General features: G+C 43.1%; 18 protein-coding genes. 10 read left to right on the top strand and 8 right to left on the bottom strand.

Annotated elements, in window-relative coordinates:
* Positions 1–23 precede the first annotated feature (23 nt).
* On the bottom strand, positions 24–1,925 hold the full coding sequence (locus tag ABDW02_RS13240) for a histidine kinase (protein ID WP_343635159.1): 1,902 nt from the start codon (positions 1,923–1,925) through the stop codon (positions 24–26).
* A gap of 114 nt (positions 1,926–2,039) precedes the next feature.
* Entirely contained in the window at positions 2,040–2,843 is an 804-nt protein-coding gene (locus ABDW02_RS13235) for an outer membrane beta-barrel protein (RefSeq protein ID WP_343635157.1), read from the bottom strand.
* 261 nt (positions 2,844–3,104) lie between these two features.
* Here ABDW02_RS13235 and ABDW02_RS13230 point away from each other — a divergent pair, with 261 nt between their 5' ends.
* A complete protein-coding gene (locus ABDW02_RS13230; protein ID WP_343635155.1) occupies positions 3,105–3,983 on the top strand; it encodes a hypothetical protein in 879 nt (292 codons plus the stop codon).
* Between the two features lie 120 nt (positions 3,984–4,103).
* Positions 4,104–5,846 (top strand): aspartate--tRNA ligase, encoded by a 1,743-nt coding sequence (aspS, locus tag ABDW02_RS13225; RefSeq protein ID WP_343635153.1) that lies wholly within the window; start codon positions 4,104–4,106, stop codon positions 5,844–5,846.
* Between the two features lie 65 nt (positions 5,847–5,911).
* Here the strand turns inward: aspS and ABDW02_RS13220 are convergent, their stop codons facing one another.
* The gene (locus ABDW02_RS13220) at positions 5,912–6,394 is read right to left on the bottom strand and encodes a copper resistance protein NlpE N-terminal domain-containing protein (protein WP_343635151.1); all 483 of its coding nucleotides are present in this window, start codon (positions 6,392–6,394) and stop codon (positions 5,912–5,914) included.
* On the bottom strand, positions 6,387–7,433 hold the full coding sequence (locus ABDW02_RS13215) for a zinc-binding dehydrogenase (protein ID WP_343635149.1): 1,047 nt from the start codon (positions 7,431–7,433) through the stop codon (positions 6,387–6,389). The genes ABDW02_RS13220 and ABDW02_RS13215 overlap by 8 nt, the downstream gene beginning before the upstream one ends.
* Before the next feature lie 94 nt (positions 7,434–7,527).
* Between ABDW02_RS13215 and ABDW02_RS13210 the strand changes: the two genes are divergently transcribed.
* The gene (locus ABDW02_RS13210) at positions 7,528–8,349 is read left to right on the top strand and encodes a universal stress protein (RefSeq protein WP_343635147.1); all 822 of its coding nucleotides are present in this window, start codon (positions 7,528–7,530) and stop codon (positions 8,347–8,349) included.
* Positions 8,350–8,392: 43 nt separating this feature from the next.
* Here ABDW02_RS13210 and rsmI read toward each other — a convergent pair whose 3' ends face one another.
* The 4 genes from rsmI to ABDW02_RS13190 all read right to left on the bottom strand — a co-directional run bounded on the left by rsmI (position 8,393) and on the right by ABDW02_RS13190 (position 12,020).
* Positions 8,393–9,064, bottom strand: coding sequence for a 16S rRNA (cytidine(1402)-2'-O)-methyltransferase (gene rsmI, locus ABDW02_RS13205; protein ID WP_343635145.1), 672 nt, complete (start codon positions 9,062–9,064; stop codon positions 8,393–8,395).
* Positions 9,065–9,075: 11 nt separating this feature from the next.
* Positions 9,076–9,828 (bottom strand): RDD family protein, encoded by a 753-nt coding sequence (locus ABDW02_RS13200; RefSeq protein WP_343635144.1) that lies wholly within the window; start codon positions 9,826–9,828, stop codon positions 9,076–9,078.
* 96 nt (positions 9,829–9,924) lie between these two features.
* Positions 9,925–10,959: an endonuclease/exonuclease/phosphatase family protein gene (locus ABDW02_RS13195; protein WP_343635142.1), complete on the bottom strand. Its 1,035-nt coding sequence runs from the start codon at positions 10,957–10,959 to the stop codon at positions 9,925–9,927.
* A 17-nt stretch (positions 10,960–10,976) separates the two neighbouring features.
* On the bottom strand, positions 10,977–12,020 hold the full coding sequence (locus tag ABDW02_RS13190; RefSeq protein ID WP_343635140.1) for a M42 family metallopeptidase: 1,044 nt from the start codon (positions 12,018–12,020) through the stop codon (positions 10,977–10,979).
* Positions 12,021–12,322: 302 nt separating this feature from the next.
* Here ABDW02_RS13190 and ABDW02_RS13185 point away from each other — a divergent pair, with 302 nt between their 5' ends.
* From ABDW02_RS13185 to ABDW02_RS13155, 7 genes are all read left to right on the top strand, one after another.
* The gene (locus ABDW02_RS13185; RefSeq protein ID WP_343635138.1) at positions 12,323–14,476 is read left to right on the top strand and encodes a PKD domain-containing protein; all 2,154 of its coding nucleotides are present in this window, start codon (positions 12,323–12,325) and stop codon (positions 14,474–14,476) included.
* 72 nt (positions 14,477–14,548) lie between these two features.
* Complete coding sequence (locus ABDW02_RS13180) at positions 14,549–16,960, top strand: TonB-dependent receptor (RefSeq protein ID WP_343635136.1); 2,412 nt, start codon at positions 14,549–14,551, stop codon at positions 16,958–16,960.
* A gap of 45 nt (positions 16,961–17,005) precedes the next feature.
* Positions 17,006–17,662: an SCO family protein gene (locus tag ABDW02_RS13175; protein WP_343635134.1), complete on the top strand. Its 657-nt coding sequence runs from the start codon at positions 17,006–17,008 to the stop codon at positions 17,660–17,662.
* A 113-nt stretch (positions 17,663–17,775) separates the two neighbouring features.
* Positions 17,776–19,542, top strand: coding sequence for an MFS transporter (locus ABDW02_RS13170; protein WP_343635132.1), 1,767 nt, complete (start codon positions 17,776–17,778; stop codon positions 19,540–19,542).
* A gap of 175 nt (positions 19,543–19,717) precedes the next feature.
* Positions 19,718–20,677, top strand: coding sequence for a succinate dehydrogenase cytochrome b subunit (locus tag ABDW02_RS13165; RefSeq protein ID WP_343635130.1), 960 nt, complete (start codon positions 19,718–19,720; stop codon positions 20,675–20,677).
* 18 nt (positions 20,678–20,695) lie between these two features.
* Positions 20,696–22,708, top strand: coding sequence for a fumarate reductase/succinate dehydrogenase flavoprotein subunit (locus ABDW02_RS13160; RefSeq protein ID WP_343635128.1), 2,013 nt, complete (start codon positions 20,696–20,698; stop codon positions 22,706–22,708).
* 72 nt (positions 22,709–22,780) lie between these two features.
* The gene (locus ABDW02_RS13155; protein ID WP_343635126.1) at positions 22,781–23,545 is read left to right on the top strand and encodes a succinate dehydrogenase/fumarate reductase iron-sulfur subunit; all 765 of its coding nucleotides are present in this window, start codon (positions 22,781–22,783) and stop codon (positions 23,543–23,545) included.
* Positions 23,546–23,608 lie beyond the last annotated feature (63 nt).

Here is a 23,608-nt window from a genome sequence, read left to right as displayed (position 1 = left end):
GCCCTACATAATACATATTTTCATTAAAATCCTTCTTTCTTCAGTTCCTCCGCATACGCTTTGGTGATCAGCGGAATGAAAATCTCTACGGAAACTCCGCCCCGTGACCTTTCACGGATCAGGTAGGAAGAACTTGTTTTATTGAGTTTGTTCAACAAGTATAAACGATCGTTGATAATTTCCGAAGCTCTTGAAGAATCGATTGCTTTCAGCCCTTTTCCGTTATCTTCTATAACGATCGCCAATTCGTTCAATCCTCTTAATTTGAAGCGGATTGTCAATTCACCCACTTTGTTTAAGTTCGAAAAACCTTCCAGTACCGTACTTTCCACAAAAGGTTGCAGGATCATAGTCGGCAAACACACATTGGAAGGATCCAGGTTTTCATCTACCTCAAACGAGAAATTAAAGGCATTCTTAGAACGGTCTCTCTGCAAAGTCAGGTAGAACGTCAGGAATTCGATTTCCCGGTCTAGTGTCATGAAATCGTCATGCGTGCTGTCCAATACCTGTTTCAGCAATTTGGAGAACGACTGAATTTTCTTTTTGTAATCGGTTCCCTGGCTTAGTTCGGCATTCTGCAACTGGTTCAGTGCATTGAAAATAAAATCCGGGTTGATCCGTGCCCTGTTGAGGCGTTGCTGAATTTCCAGGCGCTTTTGTTTCTGCTTAATGGATTTTTGTCTGAAGACCATCAACACATACGCTGCAAGCAATGCGAAAATGATACTTCCTACTAAGATCAAACGCCACTTCAGATGTCCGATCTGCTGTTGTTGCTGCAACAAACGTCTATCCTGTTCGTATTCCGCATCCGATTTTTCTTTCCGGACCCGGTGGTACTTTTCTTCCAATTGCGTATAGGCCCGGTCATTCTGAATCTTCAGAACGCTGTCTTTCATCTTGGACAGATCCTCGTAAACAACCAGCGCACGCTCGTATTCCCCGCTCAGTTTTGCGCAATTGTAAAGCAATTCCAGGGCATTGGTCACGTCATACGGATCACCGATCTTTTGGGCATAAACCAAATTGGAATCTGCATATTGGTACGCTTTATCGTATCGTTTCAATTCCAGGTAAATGTCTGAGATATCGCCATAGATTGCCCCGCGCTCTTTCCAGTGATATTCCGGGTTGGTTTGTGCCAAAGCACTGTCCAGGTATTTTAAAGCCAGGCGGAAATTGCGGTTGTAATAAGCATGGTCCTCGAATAAATTGTAAATCTGCAGGTAACTTTCCGAATACTGGATTTTCTTTGCAATTACATAAGAGAAAGAAACCGTATTCAGTGCAGAATCCAGGTAAGATTTGTCTTTTTCAAGCTGGTACAATTTGTAATAGCGGGAAGATAGCTGGCCCAGCAAATCTATCTTTGCTTCGTTATCCGATAAAACCCGGACGATCGGATAAGCCAGGTTGGCGTAATATTTCGCTTTTTCCTTGTCTTTGGATCTTCCGTAACTACCAGATAAACCCAGATAAGCTCTGGAAAGCATCGTATTATTTCCCGACCTTTGAAGAATCCGGATCGTTTTCGAGTAAGCGTCGATGGATCCCGGATAATCTCCCTGCAACATCAAAAGCTCGCCTAGCGTGAGGTTATTCTCTACATAAGAAGCGGATTTGCAGCGAATACTGTCTAAAATAAACTTTTCGCGGTCCAGGCTCTTTCTGGCATCTTCAAACTGTCCGTTTTTAATCTGAACCTGGGCTTTCAACTGAAACGCAAACGCCTGGCATCTCGGGCTCTTGTCTTTCTCCAGCGTTTTGGCATATTTCCAAAGACTGAATGATTTGTGAACCGCGGTACTGTCCATATCGCGCTGCGCAATGAAATCCTGCATGGATTTGCACGAGCAACCGGATTGTGCCTGAATGAATTCGGCAAAACCTATAAAGACCAGACAGATAATAAAACGTTTCATAGAGTTCTTGTTCAAAGTTAGCAAAAAGCTCTTAACTGATTTTACAAAAAAAAGAAAAGGAGCCCCTTTTGACGGACTCCTTTTCTTCGCTTTGTTACTTATGAGGTGAAATCACTAAAAATTGACTGTTAAACCAAATGTTAGTGGGTAAACTCCGACCGTTTTATCGGTGTCGAAAAGAGGCAGCAAATTGTAATTTGCAAACACTCCAATGTCTTTGTATCCCAGTTTAACTGCTGCATCCAGTCGGAATGCATTCAAACCGTAAACTCCTTTTGTTTTTGTGCGGATTTTCGTCTTGTCTTCTTCGATAACCTGTTTGGTGCTTGATCCCAAACGAACACCTCCGATTACACCCGCAGCGAGGTAAAATCCTTTGTCAGATTCTCCGTTCGTACAGAACTCGACCATGATTGGAGCTGTCAGGTAAACGGCTCTGAGTTTGTTTTTCTGGTAATCGTTTACCGTATCTTTCATCACCCACAGGGAATCTGAATTGGCAAACAACAAATTATTCTTCAAACCGATCTGTGTCCAGTTGATCCCCAAACCGGTAGTCAACCCGATGTAATTCTTGTAGATCTTGAACTTGTATTCTGCAAAGTTGAAGTTCCAGCTGAAAGACCTTCCCGGATCATTTTCCCACTGCTTGTCGTTCGGGAAACTGCTTTTCATGGCACTGTTCAACAAAACGGTTGGTCCGAATTCAACTCCCGCCCAATGTGCCTCGAAATGTTTCAGGGTTTTGTGGTCGGGTGCAGCATCGATGGTATCGTTGTCGTCATCATCGTCACCGCCGTTCTTGATAATCAAAATCTTTTTTCCCTTCATGCGGACGGTTGTTGTGTCCGGATCTTCCTGGCTGTTCGCATAACCGAACAGGAAGAAAATAAATGTAATAAATAAACCTGTTTTCATATTTTCTAATTTTTATCGTTTTCTAATAGCTGAGTACTTCGGGCTTTTCGAACGTATGACCATCTCGGGGATGATTTTGTTACAGCTGATACAAAAAAAATGCTAATTATTTTTCAATCGCTTATTTATCAACGGTTTATACTTACATATTTTTTGAATAAAATCACTGCTTATCGTAGGAATAAAGATTCTTTTCAAGTTTCAATTCAACTTTTCCTTCGATTTCTTCGTCTTACCTACTCAACTCATAAACTATTCAATATGCGCTATTCTTTACTACTTCTGTTTTTTCTGCCGTTCTTATCGTTCGGTCAAACAAACCTGTTCGATTCGATCGGTTCTAAATGGTACACTACCAGCGGATACTACATTACCGGTCAGAATGTAACTATTAATTCCATGACTTACAAAGAACTCCTCCGGTCTGGCCAGCCTGATTTTCTGAACGGAGAATACGTTGGTGCCATTCGCTATGAAACTGCTTCTTCCCGCGTGTTTTTCGTACCGGGAATGATAGCCGGTATGCCCAACGAAACGGAATTCCTGCTTTATGATTTTGATGTGAACCTGCAGGACACAGTTACTGTTTTCAACGATCTAACCGGTTTCAGTCAGCCAACCAGAGTGCAAGTCAATTCTTTGTCCACCGTTACTATCGGTTCCCAGCAGTACCAAAAAGTGGGAGTGGAAGGAGTGGATCAGTTCTATCCTTATCCGCCGGAAAGCTGGCAGTTCGGAACAGGAAGTAGTTTCGGTGTTTTAAATCCGGGTCTGACAGGTGTGACAATCTTTGACATTACTTATCCCACGCTTATTTGTTCGGAACTTGATACGATCTACTACCACAATCCCGACTTCCAGACTTGTATCAACGATTTAGGAATTTCCGATGTTTTGCTGGATCAATTAAACGTTTATATCCGGGATCACCAAATCGTTGTGGAAGGTGTAGAGGCTAACAAGGTTCAGAAAGCAGATTTCGTAACACTTTCCGGAAGCAGGTTTCCCGTTCGCAACATCATTCCATCCGACGGAGGATTCCGGTTCGATATCCCTGAACAGGTCCGCGGTTTGTTATTCATCCAGGTATTGACCACCAAAAACAACTGGATTTCTTCCAAAGTATTTGTGACTGATTGAATTATTTTCTGATCTGCAGGAATGTACTTTCTTAAAAAAAACGTGCGAACGGCGTCAAAGCTTTCGGACAATCGTTAATTTTGCTCCCGGTAAAAACTACCGGGATAAATTTTCAAGTACATGTACAGATCACACACAAACGGCGAATTACGCGCCACACATATCGGACAGGAAGTAACATTGGCAGGATGGGTCCAGAAATCAAGAGACCTTGGAGGAATGACCTTTGTTGATTTGCGTGACCGTTATGGAATCACCCAATTGGCTTTCAACCTGGAAGAAAATAGTGATTTGTGCTTGCAGGCCAGAAAATTGGGACGTGAATTCGTGATCCAGGTAAAAGGGTTAGTGATTGAGCGAAGCAGTAAGAATGCGAACCTTCCTACCGGAGAAATTGAGATCAAAGTTTCGGAACTGAACTTACTGAATGCTGCGAAAACTCCTCCATTCACGATTGAAGATGAGACGGATGGTGGAGAAGAATTGCGTGCGCAATACCGCTACCTGGATTTGAGAAGAAACCCGGTGCAGCAGAAATTGCGTTTGCGTAACCACGTAGCATTGGAAACACGTAAATATTTGGATTCAAACCAATTTTTGGATGTAGAAACTCCTTATTTGATCAAATCCACCCCGGAAGGAGCACGCGATTTCGTGGTTCCAAGCCGAATGAACCAGGGCGAATTTTATGCTTTGCCTCAGTCTCCGCAAACATTCAAGCAATTGTTGATGGTTTCCGGTTTCGATCGCTACTATCAGATTGTGAAATGTTTCCGTGACGAGGATTTACGTGCTGACCGTCAGCCGGAATTTACCCAAATCGACTGTGAAATGGCTTTCGTGGAACAGGAAGACATTCTGAACATGTTCGAAGGATTGATCAAACATTTGTTCCAGACCGTTCGCGGGATCACTTTCGAAGGAGATTTCCCGAGAATGAGTTATGCCGAAGCCATGGCAACATACGGATCCGACAAACCGGACATCCGTTTTGATATGAAATTTACAGATCTGAAAGCACTTTCAGCAGGAAAAAACTTCCAGGTATTTGACAATGCGGAAGCTGTGATCGGAATTGCTGTTCCGGGAGCAAGCGAATACACCCGCAAGCAACTCGATGAAATCACCGACTGGGTAAAACGCCCGCAAATCGGTGCGCTTGGGTTGGTTTACGTGAAATGCAACACAGATGGAACCTACAAAAGCTCGGTAGATAAATTCTACGACGAAGCGGCTTTGAAATCCTGGGCGGAAGCTGCAGGTGCAAAAGCAGGAGATTTGATCTTTGTTTTGAGCGGCGACCTGGACAAAACCCGCAAGCAAATGAATGAATTGCGTTTGCGCATGGGAACCGAATTGGGACTTCGCAAACCGGATGAATTCAAGCCTTTATGGGTATTGGATTTCCCGCTGTTGGAATGGGACGAGGAAAATGGCCGTTACCACGCCATGCACCACCCATTCACTTCCCCGAAACCGGAAGATTTCCATTTAATTGATTCCGAGCCGGGTAAAGTACGGGCAAATGCATACGATTTAGCCATGAATGGTGTTGAATTGGGCGGAGGGTCTATCCGTATCCATGACAGAGCTTTGCAATCGCGTATGTTCGAGTTGTTAGGGTTCACGCCGGAGCAGGCACAGGAGCAATTCGGATTCTTACTAAATGCTTTCGAATATGGTGCTCCTCCACACGGTGGACTGGCATTTGGGCTTGACCGTTTGGTAGCAACCATGGGCGGTTCCGACTCCATCCGCGATTACATCGCATTCCCGAAAAACAACAGCGGAAGAGATGTGATGATTGATGCGCCTTCGCAAATTGACGAAGCGCAATTGAAAGAATTGGGGATTAAATTATAATTTGGATCATATGAAAAACCGCAGGGACTCAAAGCATTGCGTCCCTGCGGTATCAATTTACGCGATCATTTCGATTGCCGGACCATCTTCAAATGGTAAGCATGTGTATTCTTAAAACGATTTTCATCCAGCGACAATTGAACGATTTCTTTCGGGTGGAATTCATATTCCATTCTGCGCACCGAATCATTGATTCCACCTTGCGATAAAATCAACAGGTCTTTTGATTGATTGCGGATCCTTTTCCACTGACCGCTGCAAACAAGGGTTGCATCGCCGTCCTCTGTGGCATTTTTATAGGTTTCCGTCAAGCGGAAAATTCCCATGGTATCGCCTTTTACGACCAAACGCTGCTCTATTCCGTCGCAATCCTCGCAAGGAATTTTTCCTTCATAAATGCGGAATACTTTATAATCCTTATCGCGGATGTATTTTTCTTCCTCTTTACTTGCAGCAGACAGTTTTACCGGTTTCTTTTCATCTTCCCGGTGCTCAATGCAAGCACCCAGGATCAATACTGAACTCGTAACAACAAACAAACTATTCATTCGGTTTATCATCCCACTCAATTATTAATTTTCCAACAGTTTTGCCTTCTTCCAGCAAACGATGGGCCGTTTTTAATTCTCCTGCTTTGTAAACACCACCTACAACCGGATGAATTTGCCCTTGTTTAACCAATTGTACTACTTCGTTCAGACATTGAGCGAGCACTTTTGGTTTGAAGTCAGCTATCTTAAGCATGTTTATTCCAATAATGGATTTAGAACGCATCATTAACCCGATTGGTACAACAAAACCCATCTTTCTAACAAAATTAAGCGTTGAAAGCAGTCCCCACTTACCGTTTGATAATTCAGAACCACCAAATAACACCATCCTTCCACCGGTTCCCAAAAGTGCCTGGTCTTTTTTGAATGTAGCACCGGCTACCGGGTTGAAACTCACATCCAATCGTTCTGATCCTAAATACGTTGACACCTGATCTTCGTAAGCACTTTCTTTATAATTGACCACCTCATCGGCACCCAGTTCCTTTACCAGTTTTGCTTTTTCGGCAGAACTGACTTTCGCAATCACGTGCGCTCCTTTCAATTTACACAATTGAATCAGAGCCGTCCCAACGCCTCCTGCCGCTGCATGCACCAAAACCCGTTCGCCGGCTTGTACATTGGCAGATCTGTTAACCATGTAATGCGCCGTTACGAATTGTGTTGCCAGCGACAAAGCAATTCCGGCTTGCATGTCATCAATGACAGAAACTGCATAATTCTCCGTAATAACATGCTTTGCATATCCGCCGAACCGGCAAAATCCAACGACCCGCTTACCGATCAGTTCTTTGTTACCGTTCACTCCCGTTTCAGAGATAATCCCAACTACTTCGTACCCGATTACACAAGGCATCGGCGGAGCTTCCCGGTAAAGTCCCAAACGAGCCATAACATCGGCATAATTCAATCCGAATGCTTCTACTTCGATAAGAACCTGATCGTCTTTTAATTCAGGCAGGCTATGGCTTCTCAATTCGAAAGCACTTTCAGCGCTTCCCTTTTTTACCAGGTAAAATGCTTCCGTTTGTCTCATACACAAATTTAACTTAAAAAGTATGCGGCACCGTTCCATTTTGAACCTGTCTGCCGAAAAAATGTTATTTTTAATCAAACTTAAATTTGATACAATGGCTTCAACGTTCCACTATCTGGTTCCGATCGATTTTACTCCAGTAACCGAAAACGCTTTGGTTTTTGCGCTGGATGCGGCCAAATACAACAAAGGCGATATTGTTTTATTGCACATCATTGCTCATACGAAAGAACGTATTGCAGCTGAAAAGAACTTACGCGACCTGGCAGCTAAATACCAGAATGAGGACGTAAAAATCTCCACGCGTGTTGTTATCGGAAAAGTTTTGAGAGACATCGGGATCATTGCAGATTCTATCGGTGTGCAGCTGATTATTATGGGAACACATAGTACTTCCATCTGGCAAAAGATTTTCGGAAGCCCTGCTTTGTCTGTTATTTCCAACAGCAATGTTCCCATCATCCTGACGCAGCAAGATACTTCTTTCCACAAGATCAAGTCGATTGTGATGACAGTTGATTTAGCACGTGAAAGTGTGCAGGTTGTGCGTTATGCTTCCCGCGTTGCACAAGTGTTCAATTCTAAAGTTTACCTGGTGGGCCAGCGTTATTCCGATGAAGGATTGATGCAGAAAATCGAGGTGAATTTGCGTGTGGCTAACGGTTACCTGGCAGATCAGGGCCTCGACACAACCGTTCATTTATTGGATTCAACGAATTTTGAAAAGAACCTCATCGAATACAGCCGTGAAGTAAGTGCCGACTTGCTTGCAGCAACGCATTACCAGGACATGTTCTCTCTTTTCTCCACGAACCTGATCCAGAGTTTAGCTCAAAATGAGCTGGCAATTCCTGTGATGACTTTTGACGGAGAAGATACGTCATCAGGAGCGCAATTCGGGTTTATTACACAATAAAAAAATCCAGCAGGTAAGCGGTTAATCGCTTACCTGCTATCTATTAAATTCCTTTTACAAGCAATACGATTTCTCCTTTCGGCGGAGTTTGCTGAAAGTGTTTCAGCACGTCTTCTGCCCTTCCCCGAACGAACTGTTCGAATAATTTGCTGATCTCACGAGCTACACACACTTCCCTGTCAGGCCCCAGGAAATTGACACATTCTTCCAGTGCTTTGATAATCCGGTGCGGTGATTCGTATAAAACGATGGTTCGTTCTTCTTCCTTATAGGAAAGCCATTTGGTTTGTCTTCCCTTTTTATGCGGAAGGAATCCTTCGTACACAAAACGGTCGCATGGAAAACCACTGGCAACCAGTGCAGGAACAAAAGCTGTAGGTCCGGGCAAACAAGTTACTTCGAGGCCCGCTTCCACACAAGCTCTCACCAGCAAAAATCCGGGATCCGAAATAGCCGGTGTTCCGGCATCCGAAACCAAAACCGTGCATTGGTTTTCCCGAACTGTTTGAACGGAACGTTCCAGTTGCTTGTGCTCATTGTGTGCGTGAAAAGGTATGATCTGCTTCCCGGTAATTTCCAGGTGAGACAGTAATTTCTTCGTTACACGCGTATCTTCCGAATAAATGATTTCTGCTTCTTTCAGCAGGCGGATCGCTCTCAACGTAATATCTTCCAGATTTCCAACAGGAGTCGGAACAACAAATAACACACCCATTTTAGTTCGTTTTAGCGTGTTAGTACCACGTAATCCTGTAATACGGTTTTCAGGAATTCCATTCGCTTAGCCGGAGTTTCCGGTAAACCGATCAAACGCGCTGTTTCATCCGCCAATTCAATCGCAAAATCTTTATTGGACTGATTCGGATAGCGCTGTACACGCAAAATGGTGTTTTTAATCAAAAGCATGTCTTCGTCTGAAAAGCGGACCACATTCGGATAAGTAGGAACGTGGTTATCGGAGCTTTTGATCGAAAGCACATCTCTCAGATTATAAATTTGTGTGTCTTTCACTTTAATAACCACCGTATCCGCCATGATATCCCCGATGCGCTGTCTTTTTTCCGTTGTACCGGAAACCAGTAAAGCCAGGAAGCCGAAACCTCCGACCCAGATATCCACTACTCTGAAAATCCAGCGGGTAAAATATTCTCTCAATCCGGCAGTTTCCCCGTTGCTCTTTACCACGCGAATTCCCATGATGAGTTTCCCTAAAGAACGCCCATTGGTGAGGTATTCCATCACCGGAGAATATAATAACCAGGGCAATCGCAGGAGAAAAATACTCAAGAGCGACCACCGGTCTTTCACTACGTCCATATTGACATCGAACAGGTTCATGGAGATCACATAACTGGCAATTGCCATGTAGATCAGCAGGAAGATCACGTCCAAAAAGGCAGCAACCGCTCTGTAGACCGGGCTTGCAAGCTCATAGTCTATCGTAACAAATTGCGATGTTGTGAAAGAAATTGTTTTCATACCTTAAGCGATCTGAAACCGAAAATACACATTTTATCTCAAAAAACAGGGCCGCAAAAATTTACGGCCCTATTTTATCGAAAGCAGTGCTTTCTCTTACTTTAAAATCAACTGGATCGGTAAATGATCCGAATAACCTCCGTAATAATTTGGTCCGCCATAAGTCGTGGAAGGTTTTTTACTTCCGTCTTTTCCAGTGAACAATAATTTTTCCTCATAAACGATCTTCCCGTCATTCGGTGAAAGGGCGATTCCACCTGTTCCGTTGTAAAGCGCTTTTGAAACGATAAAATGATCCAGAACACCCCATTCACCTTTGTAATTGTGTGTTCCTTTTCCGGCTTTATGATCGTCTTCAAACAAATCCACCAGGTCAGCATTTGCATCCGTAACGGATTTAGCTTTCAGCACTTTCTGGATGGACGTATTATCCGGATGATCGTTAAAATCACCCATCAGAACAATGTTTGCTTTCGGATCAGCTTTCAGGATTTGCTCCACTTTTGCACGAGCAACCGTTGCAGCCTGGATCCTGCGGATTTCAGATTCCCCTTCTCCGCCTCTTCGGGATGGCCAGTGATTGACGAATAAGTGAATGATCTTTCCACCTTCCAATTGCCCTTTGACATATAAAATATCGCGTGTTTTGAAATCCGGAATGGAATCGATAGCAACTTTCAGGGTTTCCATCTTCAGCAGTTTGAAAGCGCTTTTATCGTAGAGCAAACCACAGTCAATTCCACGTGCGTCCGGAGAATCTTTATGAGCGATCTCATAACCGGTTTTTGCCAGACGGCCTGTTTTCTTCAAATCCATCAAAACTCCCTTGTTCTCAATTTCCACCAAACCGATCACAATCGGGTTTTCCGGAAGGTTCATCGTGATTGCTTCCACCAAATGGTCCAGTTTCACATGGTATCTTCCCGAATTCCATTTCAATTTTCCATCCGGAAGGAATTCTTCATCGATCACATCCTTGTCATCAATGGTATCAAACAGGTTTTCCACGTTGTACGAAACAATCGCACGGCCGTGAAATGACTGAAGCGCTCCTTTTTTGGATTCTTTTTGCGAAAATCCGTTTACCGAACAAACAGTAAACAGGACCGAAAACAAAATAATTTTTCTCATAATCGAAATCTATAATCTTAATATTCCAGCCTAAACTGATCGAGCTCTAACAAACATGAAGCCAGTAAATCGATACTTGCCTGGATATCGTCTTTGTGCGCCATTTCAATCACCTGGTGCAAATGCCTGGTCGGGATGGAAACCGCTCCTGCGATGGATCCGCCCGGCGACATACGCTGAATTCCTGCTGTGTCCGTTCCTCCTGCTGTCAGGATTTCCGGCTGCCATTTTATCTTATTTCTATCGGCCACTTCTTTCATGTAACGAACCATCCGCGAATCACAAATGGTTGAGGCATCCATGATTTTGATAGCCGTCCCTTCGCCCAGTTTGGTAATTTGCTCGTGAGCCGCCGCTCCCGGTAAATCGAATGCAATGGTGGTATCCAAACCAAAACCGAACGTCGGTTTGATATTCAAACTTGCCACGTTGGCACCGCGGATTCCCACTTCTTCCTGAACGGTGAAAACCATGTATACATCATGCGGAAGTTCTTTGCCCTTCAATAATTTAAGTACTTCAATAGCAATAAAAACTGCCAGGCGGTTATCCAGGGACTTGCTGTTGAAACACTCTCCCATTTCGATGAATTCCCTTTCACGTGTGATCACATCACCGATCGAGATCAATTCTTTCACTTTCTCAGCAGGCAAACCGGTATCCACAAAGTAATCGGAAAGTTTCGCCACCTTGTTGCGTTCGTCCTGTGTCATCACGTGAATCGGTTTTGAAGCCATCACCCCGATTACATCCTCTTTTCCATGAATGATTACACGCTGAGCCGTCAGTGTTTTCGGGTCAAAGCCGCCCAGAGTCGTAAAACGGATAAATCCTTTGTCATCAATGTAAGTAACCATGAACCCGATTTCGTCCATGTGCGCACCGATCATAACGGATTGTTCGGATTTCCCTTTACGGATTCCGTAAACGTTGCCCATATTGTCGACTTCTACTTTGTCGCAAAGAGACTCTATTTCACGCAATACCAGTTTTCTGACGCGGTCTTCATATCCGGGTGCACCGGGAGTTTTACATATTTCGGCTAAGAGCTTTTTATTCATTTCTTCGAGTTTGCTTCAAAAATAATAGAAATCCACGGGTGTTGGTTCATTCCGGAGTTTAAAGAATCGTTAAGAGCTCCGGGAAACGATTTAGCAGGAATTCAATACTAAAAAGCCATTTTTAAAAGCTCCATTTCAGGATGATTCCGGCCTCCGGTTTAAAATCCGAAAAAACGGGTATCTGCCTAAAAATCCAAGGTTTACCCGGGTCAACTATGTTAAAAACTGGTTCGATTCAATAAATCGGTTAAATTTGTTTTTACTTAAACCAGATTCTATTCGGAATCTTAAATCAACGTACTATGAGAAAAATTTTACTCAGTTTATCTTTATTCACACTTACACTGCAAGCTTCTGCCCAAACACAGATGGGAAATGGTGGTTTTGAAACCTGGGAAACATCTACCAACGAAAATGCTGAACCTGTTAACTGGAACAGTTTCAAATCCGGAACAGGAGGAGTTGCTTTTTTGTTTGGTGGCTCTACAATGGGAAAAATAACTGATCACAGACCTGGATCCACAGGAATATATTCTGTCAGAATTTGGGCGAAGGAACCAATTTCAGGAACTATTGCTCAAGGAAACATGACATGTGGTATTATCAATATGGGAAGTTCAACACCGTCGAGCACATCCAATTACAATTATACAGATAATAGTTCTACTGCTAAATCAGAAGCTTTTACAGACACTCCTGATTCAGTGGTTGTGTGGCTGAGATACAAACCTACAAATACAGCACAAAATGATTCGGCACGGGTTAGTTTTGTGATCCATAAAAATGTCAACAATTTCAAAGATCCGAATGACGTAAACGGGACAAACGTTGTTGCTAAAGCCATCAAAAACATCCCTTATACCGGCGGTGGTTGGAAAAGAATTTCTATTCCTTTTGACTATGTAACTACTCCCAACCTCGGAGCATATGTTATAGGTACTTTTGCAACACACAAAACTCCCGGTGGTGGTTCGGATAAGGATTCGTTAATCATCGATGACGTAGAAATGATTTACGTTCCTAAAGCATCTTTCACCAATACTGCTGCAACTATTTGTACCGGAGGAAACGTAACTTTTACAAGTACGTCTACTAACTATCCGACTTCTTATTCCTGGAACTTCGGAGACGGAACTCCTAATGGAACAACAGCTAACCCTGTTCACCAATACAATGTTGCAGGAACTTATACCGCAACATTAACTGTAACGAACCAATGGGGATCAACAACTTCAACACCTGTGACTGTAACTGTAAACGATTATGATGATGCAACATTCAGTTACAGCAGTGCAACTTATTGTTCAGATGCAGGAAACCAAACGCCAACAGTTGTTGATGCAGGGACATTCTCTTCTACCTCAGGATTGGTTATCAACTCAACAACCGGAGTAATTGACCTTGCTGCAAGTACTCCGGGAACTTATACCGTTACCAATACAACTTCAGGTGCTTGCCCGGATACGAAAACAACCAGCATTACAATCAATGCTGCTTCTGATGCATCATTTAGTTATCCTTCCAATACGATTTGTCTTTCCGATGCCAACCCAATTCCTACTACAGCAATGGCAGGAACATTCTCTTCCACTTCAGGGTTGGTATTTGTAAGCACCACAACCGGAGAAATTGATGTTACAACAAGTACGGCCGGAACTTACACTGTTACTTATAATGTAGGCGGGATATGTCCCAGCATGAGCCAAACAAATGTAACTTTAACATTAACTCCGGATGCTGCATTCTCCTATTCTCAGGCGGCTTATTGTACGAATGCAACAGACCCTTCTCCTGTATTCGGAACAGGAGCAAACGGAGGAGTATTCTCTTCTACAACCGGTTTGGTAATAAACTCCAACTCAGGAATAGTGGATTTATCTGCATCTACAGCCGGTACTTATACCGTTACAAATACAATCGCAGCAGTTGGTTCCTGCCCTTCAGATGTAGAAACAGCTACCATTATTGTAAATGCAGCTCCTAACGTGACTTTGGCAAACTTCTCAGATGTATGTGTTTACAATCCTGCATTTGCTTTAACCGGTGGTGCACCTGCTGGAGGAAACTATAGCGGAACCGGTGTTAGCGGTGGAAACTTTAACCCGGCAACAGCTGGTATCGGAACTGAAACAATCACTTATTCTTTCACGGATGCAAACGGATGTTCAAATACAGCTACAAATACGATCATGGTTGATGAGTGTTTAGGATTGAACGAAACTGAACTGGAAGCTATCACTGTTTATCCGAATCCAACGGAAGGTAAATTGATCTTGTCAAACATTACAGGTAATACAACTTACACCGTTGTTTCTGTTTCAGGACAAGTGGTTTCAAACGGAGTTGTTTCAAGCGCAGCTAACAGCATTGATATTTCTGCGTTCGAAAATGGAGTCTATGTTCTTCAATTATCTCAGGAACAAGGGGTTCAATCAATTCGCATTATCAAGAAATAAAAATTTCATACCTTTGTCGTGTAACCACCATTCCTAATCAGGATGGTGGTTCACTTTTTTAAAGCTACATTTATGAAGTACCTGCTTTCCATTCTATTACTTTCCATATCCTCTTTTATTTTTGCTCAAACCGGCAGGATTACAGGTAAAGTTCGCGACCTTCAGGGAGAAGCTGTAGTAGGTGCAACTGTTTTTGTAAAAACCAACCAGCTTTATGGAGCCAATTCGGATGAGAACGGTCAGTTCGTTCTGGAACTTCCTGTAGGGGTTTACAACCTGATTTGCCGGATGGAAGGAATGAATACGGATACCATTCAAATCAATGTGACAGAAAACGGATTGATTGAATTGGACATCCCGATGGAAGAAATTTCAACCGTATTGGATGTAGTAGAAGTCAAAGTAGGAAAATTTGACAAGCCTCTGGAAGATCAGACGGTTTCCATGGAAGTACTGAAACCACGATTAATAGAAAGCAAGAATACCCGAAGCATTGAGACGGCATTGGACCAAACTCCCGGATTGAATATCCTGGACGGAGAACCGCAAATCCGGGGAGGAAGCGGATTTACTTTCGGTGTTGGTTCCAAAGTAGCTGTGATGGTCGACGATATGCCGATGCTATCGGGAGATGCCGGGAGACCTGAATGGGGATTCATACCGGTTGAAAATATCAGTCAGGTAGAAGTAATCAAAGGTGCGGCTTCCGTACTTTCCGGAAGTGCTGCTTTATCCGGATCAGTAAACATTAGAACTGCTTATCCGACAGCCAAACCTCTTACTAAAGTTATCTTATATTCCGGGTTGTACAGTACCCCAAATGAAGAAGGTTCAAAATGGTATGACGATACACCATTAATCGCAGGAGCAACTTTTTTACACTCCCGTAAATACAAACAATGGGATTTGGTCTTTGGAGGGAATTTCAATTATGACCATGGTTATATGGGACCTGCAATAATTACAGACAGCATTGTTTGGAAAGATACGATTACAAATTTTTCCAATAAGCAGATGGTAAGTAAGCGTGCGCGAATTAATTTTAACTTATCCAGAAGATCCATTAAAACAAAGGGATTAGTGTATGGGATAAACGGAAATTTCATGCTTTCCCAATCCAATATGGTTTTTGCCTGGCTGGATGATTCCTCCGGACTTTACCGTGCATACCCCGGAGCGGCGTTTCTTCAAAATCAGTTGATCTTTAATATTGATCCTTACATTCTTTATTCCACAAAACGCGGAGCCAAACATAGTTTACGCACGCGATTGTTCCGCACGGTTAATGAACTGACAGCTAATCAGGACAATCAATCCACCGTTCTATACGGTGATTATCAATACCGCACCTCTATTAAACAAATAATTCCAGTTGATTTTGTGGGCGGCGTCACAGTTCAGCATACACATTCCTATTCAAATATCTATCGTGCCTCCGGTTCCCCTTACAATCAACTATTGAATATCTCTGCTTATGCCCAGGCTGAAAAAAAATTCTGGGAAAGGTTAACCATTTCATTAGGCGGCCGATTAGAATATTTCCAATTAAACGACAGCCTGACTGCCCTTAAACCTATTTTCAGAGCCGGAACCAATTTCAAAGTTCACAAAGCAACTTTCTTAAGGGCATCTTATGGACAAGGGTATCGTTTTCCAACCATTACAGAACGCTACATTAAAACCGGAGTTGGTAACTTCGGAGTATTTCCTAACCCGGAGCTAAAAGCAGAAACCAGCTGGAATGCAGAATTTGGTATCAAACAAGGGTTTAAAATCGGGCCGGTAATGAGTTTCTTTGACGTTGCGGGATTTTGGCAGGAATATCAAAACACAATTGAGTATATGTTCGGTATCTGGCATCCGATTACTTCTGCTGAAACGATGTCTTCTTCTGCCGGATTTAAATTCTTAAATACAGGTAAATCCAGAGTAAAAGGGATTGACGCTTCTTTAGCAGGTACAGTAGTCATCGGTAAAAAAAGTGATCTGACATTCCTATGCGGATACACTTACATTGTACCGACTACTTTAACTCCCAATTATTTATACGCAATAGACTCCCTGAATAGAAAATTCACATACAACTCCACCTCTTTGGATTCTACATCAAAGATCCTGAAGTACCGCTTCCTGCACAATGTGAAGATTGATATGGAATACACTTTTGCCAAGAAATTTTCAATCGGAATGAGTGCAAAATACTTTTCTAAGATCGTTAATATGGATGCTATCATTAAAGATTTTGAAAAGCTTACGAAAGACATTGAGTTCCTTCAGGATATTTATTACATGGATTATTTCGAAAAACACCGACATGGCAACTGGATTTTCGATGCGCGTATTTCGTATTTATTAAAAGACAAACACCGCTTTGCGATTATCGGAAGTAACATTTTGAATAGAACCTATTCATTAAGACCATTGAAAATTGAACCGCCAAGAACGGTGATGCTTCAATATACGTTGAAATTAGGGGGAGATTAATATCCATCCAATTCATTTAGCGCGTATTTTTGTGAAAAAACAAAGATGCGCGTTTTTATTGTTGCCCTTATCTTCGTTGCCGGAGTCATCGTAGCTTATTTTTTTACCCGGCCGGGTGAGAAACCATTGAAAATCTACAATCCGATTGATGTAGAATCCGAGATGGTGGACAAAGACCTGGCAAGAAAAGGATATGGACACCGCATCCAGGAATTTTCTTTTCTCGATCAAACAGGTCAATCCTATGGATCCAAAGACCTGAAAGGAAAAATCTACGTGGCCGAATACTTTTTTACGACTTGCGGAACCATTTGCCCCATCATGAATTCTGAAATGCGAAGAGTACAGGCCGCCTTTAAGGGGAACGACAACTTCAAAATTCTGAGTTTTACGGTGGACCCTGAAACCGACTCCGTTGCACAAATGAAAACGTATGCAGAAGGACATGGGGCCGATCCCAACCAGTGGCATTTTTTAACCGGAGAGAAAAAAGACCTGTATAAGCTTGCCCGGAGAAGTTTTTTTGTTCTGAAACCCGCTGAAGCTCAAAACCAGGGAGATGTCGGTTCGGATTTTATACATACCAACTACTTTGTGCTGGTAGACACGCAAAAACGCATTCGCGGATATTACGACGGAACAGATTCCAAAGAAGTGGATAAACTGATTAAGGATATTCAAAAATTGCTGAATGAAAAATAAAATCCGTACTATCGCAAAACGAATCAGTTAATAAAATGATCACAAATTGTAAAAAGTACCATTATTAATTTTTTATACTTATTTTTCGCTTATATAATTTGAAAAAACTACCCATGCAAACTACAAAAACAAACTACGGAGCACTTTCCACCCTGACGACCGTCTTCTTCTTCTGGGGATTCATTGCGGCAGGAAACAGTATTTTCATTCCATTTTGTAAACATTACTTCGGGCTGGACCAGTTTCAAAGCCAGCTGATTGATTTTGCTTTTTACGGGGCTTATTACCTGGGTGCATTGGGTCTTTTCGTGTTCAGCACTCTTACCCGGCAGGACCTGGTTTCTACCTGGGGATATAAGAAAAGTATTGTCAACGGATTGCTTTTTTCTGCTTTGGGTGCAACCATGATGATCATTTCCGTTTACCTCAATGTATTTGCAGCGATGCTCTTCGGTTTGTTTATTGTTGCGTTGGGATTTTCCCTGCAGCAAACAGCGGCCAATCCATTCATGATTTCATTGGGTGATGAAAAAACCGGAAGTAACCGAATCAACCTCGGTGGTGGTATCAATAGCTTCGGTACAACGATCGGGCCTGTGGTTGTGTCCCTGGCACTTTTCGGAAGTTCGGCGGCCGTAAGTGATGAAATGATCTCCAAACTGAGCCTGAATAAAGTAATCTTTCTTTATGCCTGCGTAGGGTGCTTATTCCTGGGAGTCGCGGCGTTATTCGGTTTCTCTAAGAAAGTTCCCGCAGGTAAAATGGATTCGGAAATACCCGCAAGTGAAAAAGCAAAGAAAACCATGGTAACCCTATTAGTCGTAACCGGTTTGCTGATCGCTTGTTTCGCTCCTGTTTTCAACAGCTACCGTTCCGATGAAGCCAAGCAATTAACTGAATTAAAAGGAGATCTGGAACAACTGACAATCGGAAAAGACAACAAACCGATCAAGCAACTAACGACTGCTCAGCAAGAGACGAAAAAAGACATCGAAACAGAGATCAAAAAAATTTCCGGGCCACTTGAGAAAAAACGGATGATCTGGCTTTCTGCAGGAATCCTGGTGGTACTTGGAGGAATTTTATTTGCGAATCGTTCTGCCAAAAAGAATGAAAGCGGCTGGGGAGCAATGCAATATCCGCAGTTAAGTCTCGGAATGCTTGCCATTTTCGTTTACGTGGGTGTGGAAGTTGCCATAGGAAGTAACCTGAGCGAATTATTGAAACAACCGGCTTTCGGTAGTTTGGAGTCGTCCGAAACTACACCCTACATTGCCATGTATTGGGGAAGTATGATGATCGGTCGCTGGTCGGGATCCATTAATGCCTTCAATTTGTCGAACCAGGCAAAAATGATCCTGAAATTTGTTGTTCCACTCATTGCCTTCGGAATTATTTTGGGGGTTTTCAAGCTTTCAGGTTACCGCATCGATATGCTTTACTGGTACATTGTCTGCGTACTTTTGCAAATTCTTGCATTCTATGTAACCAATGACAAACCTGCCTTTTCCCTTGCTTTATTCGGAACACTCGGATTGGTCTGCATCCTTATCGGGTTAACAAGTTCCGGAACAGTTGCCATTTACGCCTTTTTAAGCGCAGGACTTTTCTGTTCAACCATGTGGTCATGTATTTTCTCACTTTCCCTTGCCGGATTGGGAAAACACCAGGCGCAGGGTTCAGGCTTCCTGGTAATGATGATTTTGGGTGGTGGATTGATTCCGCCAATCCAGGGAAAATTATCCGACATCATTGGAATCCAACCTTCTTTCATTGTTGGAGCTATTTGTTTCGCTTACATTACCTTCTTTGCGATTTTCGTAAATAAACTGTTGAAAAAGCAAGGTATTTCCCTTGATAGCGATGTAGTAAGTCATTAAATACCCGGTTCATAATTTTCGAAAAGCGGTCATCTGGCCGCTTTTTTTGGCTCCAATCCGCATTTATTCTCACTTTTCTAAAATAATCTATATTGTTTCTAAATAAGAGGAAAGGGTCATTCGGGTTGTTCTAGCTATTAAATTTGTAACGTTTGAAACATTTTTTAAAAATACTATGAGTAAATCTGGAATATTTACGTCCTCATTAGCAAAGAAGTATTGGGTGGCTCTCACGGGGCTTTTCCTGATCACCTTTCTTATCGGACACTTGCTGGGAAATTTGCAGCTAATTACAAAAACGGGAGAGGAAGGAAGACGTGCTTTCAATGAGTATGCTTACTTCATGGGCCACAACATCTTTATCAAGATCCTGGCTTATGTCACTTACTTCTCCATTTTGGCGCATGCCTGCATCGGATTGTACCTGGCGGTTCAAAACAAAAAAGCTCGTCCGCAAAACTATGCTTATAACCGTCCCGGAACAAACTCCAGCACAGCTTCCCGCTACATGGCGATTTTGGGTACGATCATTTTAGTGTTCATTGTCACGCACATGGCGAATTTCTGGTGGTCCCAAAAGATCACTGAAACGGTTCCGTTACATACCAAAATTGTTGACCGATCGGAAAAACAGCAAAATCCGGTGACCGGACAAACTACGGTATCCAATATCCGCATCAACTATTTGCTTACGACAAAAGGTGAGTACATTCCTTACACCATCAAAGAAATGAATCAGGGTATTTATTTCAATCCTCAAACAGGACAAGCAGTTGCAGGAAAAGACACAGCACTTTTCGATGTGAAAGAAGTGTCTCACCTATACGACAAACAAACCGGTTTGCAGGTGGGTGAAGGCTACAAAGATCTGCACACGGTGGTTATGAACTTCTTCGGGCAATCCCAGCAGGGACAGCCTACCAACAAACTGGCTTTGGTTGCAGTTATTCTATACGTGGTTTCCATGTTTGTTTTAATGTTCCATTTGTGGCATGGTTTCGCTTCTGCATTCCAGTCATTGGGACTAAACCACCGAAAATACAACGGATTGATCTTATTTGTGGGAAGAGCATTCTCGATCGTAGTTCCGTTCTTATTTGCGATTATTCCAGTTGTTATTTATTTAAGAAGATAATATTCAAAAAAGTACTTTATGTCTATTCTAGATTCAAAAATACCAGAAGGTCACATTTCGAAAAAATGGACCGACTACAAAGATCACCTGCGCTTAGTTGCTCCGAATAACCGCCCGAAAATCGACATTATCGTTGTGGGTACAGGTTTGGCAGGAGCTTCTGCAGCAGCATCCCTTGGAGAAATGGGATACAACGTAAAAGCGTTCTGTTTCCAGGATTCTCCACGTCGTGCTCACTCCATTGCAGCACAGGGAGGTATCAACGCAGCAAAAAATTACCAGAATGACGGTGACTCCATTTACCGTTTATTTTACGATACGATCAAAGGTGGTGACTACCGTGCACGTGAAGCAAACGTTCACCGTTTAGCGGAAGTTTCCGGAAACATCATCGACCAGTGTGTTGCCCAGGGTGTTCCTTTTGCACGTGAGTACGGAGGTTTGCTGGATAACCGTTCATTCGGTGGTACACAGGTACAACGTACGTTCTACGCTGCAGGACAAACAGGACAACAGCTTTTGCTGGGTGCTTACTCGGCCATTTCCCGCCAAATCGGTTTGGGGAATGTACAGATGTACAACCGTCACGAAATGCTGGACCTGGTGAAAGTGGACGGAAAGGCTCGCGGAATCATTGCACGTAACTTAATTACAGGAGAAATTGAGCGCCATTCTGCTCACGCTGTAATCTTGTGTACAGGTGGATACGGGAACGTTTACTTCCTTTCAACAAACGCGATGGGATCAAACGTAACGGCTGCATGGAAAGCACACAAACGTGGTGCTTACTTCGCTAACCCATGTTACGTACAAATTCACCCGACATGTATCCCGGTTCACGGAACGAACCAATCCAAACTGACTTTGATGTCGGAATCATTGCGTAACTCAGGTCGTATTTGGGTACCAAAGAAAAAAGAAGATGCGGAAGCAATTCGTGCAGGAAAATTAAAACCTACACAGATTGCGGAAGAAGATAGAGATTATTACCTGGAGCGCCGTTACCCGGCCTTCGGAAACTTAGTTCCTCGTGACGTTGCTTCCCGCGCAGCGAAAGAGCGTTGTGATGCCGGATACGGTATCGAAGCAAATGACACGATGGAAGGTGTTTACCTGGATTTCTCCTCGGAGATCCGTTCAAAAGGAAAACAAGCTGCTTTGGTAGCCGGAGATCACAATCCTTCAGAGGAAAAAATCATGGCGCTTGGTAAAGCCTGGGTAGAAGAGAAATACGGAAACTTGTTCCAGATGTATGAAAAAATTACAGATGAGAACCCGTATGAAACTCCGATGAAAATTTATCCGGCGGTTCACTATACGATGGGTGGCGTTTGGGTGGATTACAACCTGCAGTCTACCATTCCGGGATGTTTCGTGGCAGGTGAAGCAAACTTCTCCGATCACGGTGCAAACCGCTTGGGAGCTTCAGCCCTGATGCAGGGATTGGCAGACGGGTATTTCGTTCTTCCTTACACCGTTTCAGATTACCTGGCAGGAGATATCCGTACAGGGAAAATCTCAACGGATTCGCCGGAATTCGAAGAAGCAGAAAATCATGTAAGAGGTCTGATCTCCAGATTCATGAACAACAACGGTTCAAAAACAGTAGATCATTTCCACAAGCGTTTGGGACACATCATGTGGAACAAAGTAGGAATGGCCCGTAACGCACAGGGATTAACGGAAGCTATTTCGGAAATCGCGGCTTTACGTGAAGAATTCTACAAAGAGGTTTACGTTCCGGGAGACGCAAATGAATTGAACCCTGAATTGGAGAAAGCACTTCGCGTAGCAGACTTCATGGAATTGGGCCAATTGATGGCAAGAGATGCTTTGCAGCGTAACGAATCTTGTGGTGGTCACTTCCGCGAGGAGTACCAGGATGCTGAAGGTGAAACACTGCGTGATGACCAGAACTTCAACTTCGTTGGGGCATGGGAATACAAAGGAATGGACATCAACCAATCCGAGTTGCACAAAGAAGTATTGAATTACGAGTATATTAAAATCGCAGCGAGAAATTACAAATAATTGAATGATGGGCCGGTAGGAAGGCGAAGCATCGCATTCCTACAACCCAATCAACCATTAAAATATTGAAAGATGGCATCAAAAACAATTAATATAAACCTGAAGATTTGGCGTCAGAAGAACGCGAATTCGAAAGGAAGTATGGAAACATACAAACTGGACAATGTTTCAACAGACAGTTCTTTCCTGGAAATGCTGGACCAATTGAACGAGCAGCTGGTAAACGAACGCAAAGAACCTATCGCATTTGACCATGATTGCCGTGAAGGGATCTGCGGAATGTGTTCCCTGTACATCAACGGAGAAGCTCACGGACCGGATCGCGCGGTAACAACTTGCCAGTTGCACATGCGTAAATTCAAAGACGGAGAAACGATCTACGTAGAGCCATGGAGAGCAAAAGCTTTCCCGGTAATCAAGGATTTGGTGGTAGACCGTTCGGCATTCGACCGTATCCAGCAAGCAGGAGGTTTCGTTTCTGTAAACACTTCCGGGCGCACCATGGACGCAAATGCTATTCCGATCGGGAAAGCAGAAGCAGACAAAGCATTTGAAGCTGCAACATGTATCGGTTGCGGAGCTTGTGTTGCAAGCTGTAAAAACGCTTCTGCCATGTTGTTCGTTTCAGCGAAAGTATCCCAGTTGGCATTATTGCCACAAGGACAGGTTGAAGCTCAGCAGCGCGTTCTGAATATGGTGAAACAAATGGACGAGGAAGGATTCGGAAACTGTACCAATACCGGTGCTTGTGCCGTTGAGTGCCCGAAAGAAATCTCTTTGGAGAACATTGCACGCATGAACCGCGAATATTTCAAAGCAATGGTTGCTGCGGAGTAAAAAAGATTAAAAATCAGGAAGTGATAATCGATTCGTTATATTTCCACGATATATCAACTAAAA

This window comes from Fluviicola sp. (assembly GCF_039596395.1).
Classification (GTDB): domain Bacteria; phylum Bacteroidota; class Bacteroidia; order Flavobacteriales_D; family Crocinitomicaceae; genus Fluviicola.
The sequence above is the reverse complement of the archived record's forward strand: the minus strand, read 5'-3'. Positions and strand labels throughout refer to the sequence as shown.

Coding starts and splice junctions, on each gene's coding strand:
- ABDW02_RS13190 (WP_343635140.1), bottom strand. CDS start 12,020: ATGAATAAAAAGCTCTTAGCCGAAATATGTAAAACTCCCGGTGCACCC.
- ABDW02_RS13195 (WP_343635142.1), bottom strand. CDS start 10,959: ATGAGAAAAATTATTTTGTTTTCGGTCCTGTTTACTGTTTGTTCGGTA.
- ABDW02_RS13210 (WP_343635147.1), top strand. CDS start 7,528: ATGGCTTCAACGTTCCACTATCTGGTTCCGATCGATTTTACTCCAGTA.
- ABDW02_RS13200 (WP_343635144.1), bottom strand. CDS start 9,828: ATGAAAACAATTTCTTTCACAACATCGCAATTTGTTACGATAGACTAT.
- ABDW02_RS13175 (WP_343635134.1), top strand. CDS start 17,006: ATGCGCGTTTTTATTGTTGCCCTTATCTTCGTTGCCGGAGTCATCGTA.
- ABDW02_RS13155 (WP_343635126.1), top strand. CDS start 22,781: ATGGCATCAAAAACAATTAATATAAACCTGAAGATTTGGCGTCAGAAG.
- ABDW02_RS13240 (WP_343635159.1), bottom strand. CDS start 1,925: ATGAAACGTTTTATTATCTGTCTGGTCTTTATAGGTTTTGCCGAATTC.
- ABDW02_RS13220 (WP_343635151.1), bottom strand. CDS start 6,394: ATGAATAGTTTGTTTGTTGTTACGAGTTCAGTATTGATCCTGGGTGCT.
- aspS (WP_343635153.1), top strand. CDS start 4,104: ATGTACAGATCACACACAAACGGCGAATTACGCGCCACACATATCGGA.
- ABDW02_RS13160 (WP_343635128.1), top strand. CDS start 20,696: ATGTCTATTCTAGATTCAAAAATACCAGAAGGTCACATTTCGAAAAAA.
- ABDW02_RS13165 (WP_343635130.1), top strand. CDS start 19,718: ATGAGTAAATCTGGAATATTTACGTCCTCATTAGCAAAGAAGTATTGG.
- ABDW02_RS13185 (WP_343635138.1), top strand. CDS start 12,323: ATGAGAAAAATTTTACTCAGTTTATCTTTATTCACACTTACACTGCAA.
- ABDW02_RS13215 (WP_343635149.1), bottom strand. CDS start 7,433: ATGAGACAAACGGAAGCATTTTACCTGGTAAAAAAGGGAAGCGCTGAA.
- ABDW02_RS13170 (WP_343635132.1), top strand. CDS start 17,776: ATGCAAACTACAAAAACAAACTACGGAGCACTTTCCACCCTGACGACC.
- ABDW02_RS13235 (WP_343635157.1), bottom strand. CDS start 2,843: ATGAAAACAGGTTTATTTATTACATTTATTTTCTTCCTGTTCGGTTAT.
- rsmI (WP_343635145.1), bottom strand. CDS start 9,064: ATGGGTGTGTTATTTGTTGTTCCGACTCCTGTTGGAAATCTGGAAGAT.
- ABDW02_RS13230 (WP_343635155.1), top strand. CDS start 3,105: ATGCGCTATTCTTTACTACTTCTGTTTTTTCTGCCGTTCTTATCGTTC.
- ABDW02_RS13180 (WP_343635136.1), top strand. CDS start 14,549: ATGAAGTACCTGCTTTCCATTCTATTACTTTCCATATCCTCTTTTATT.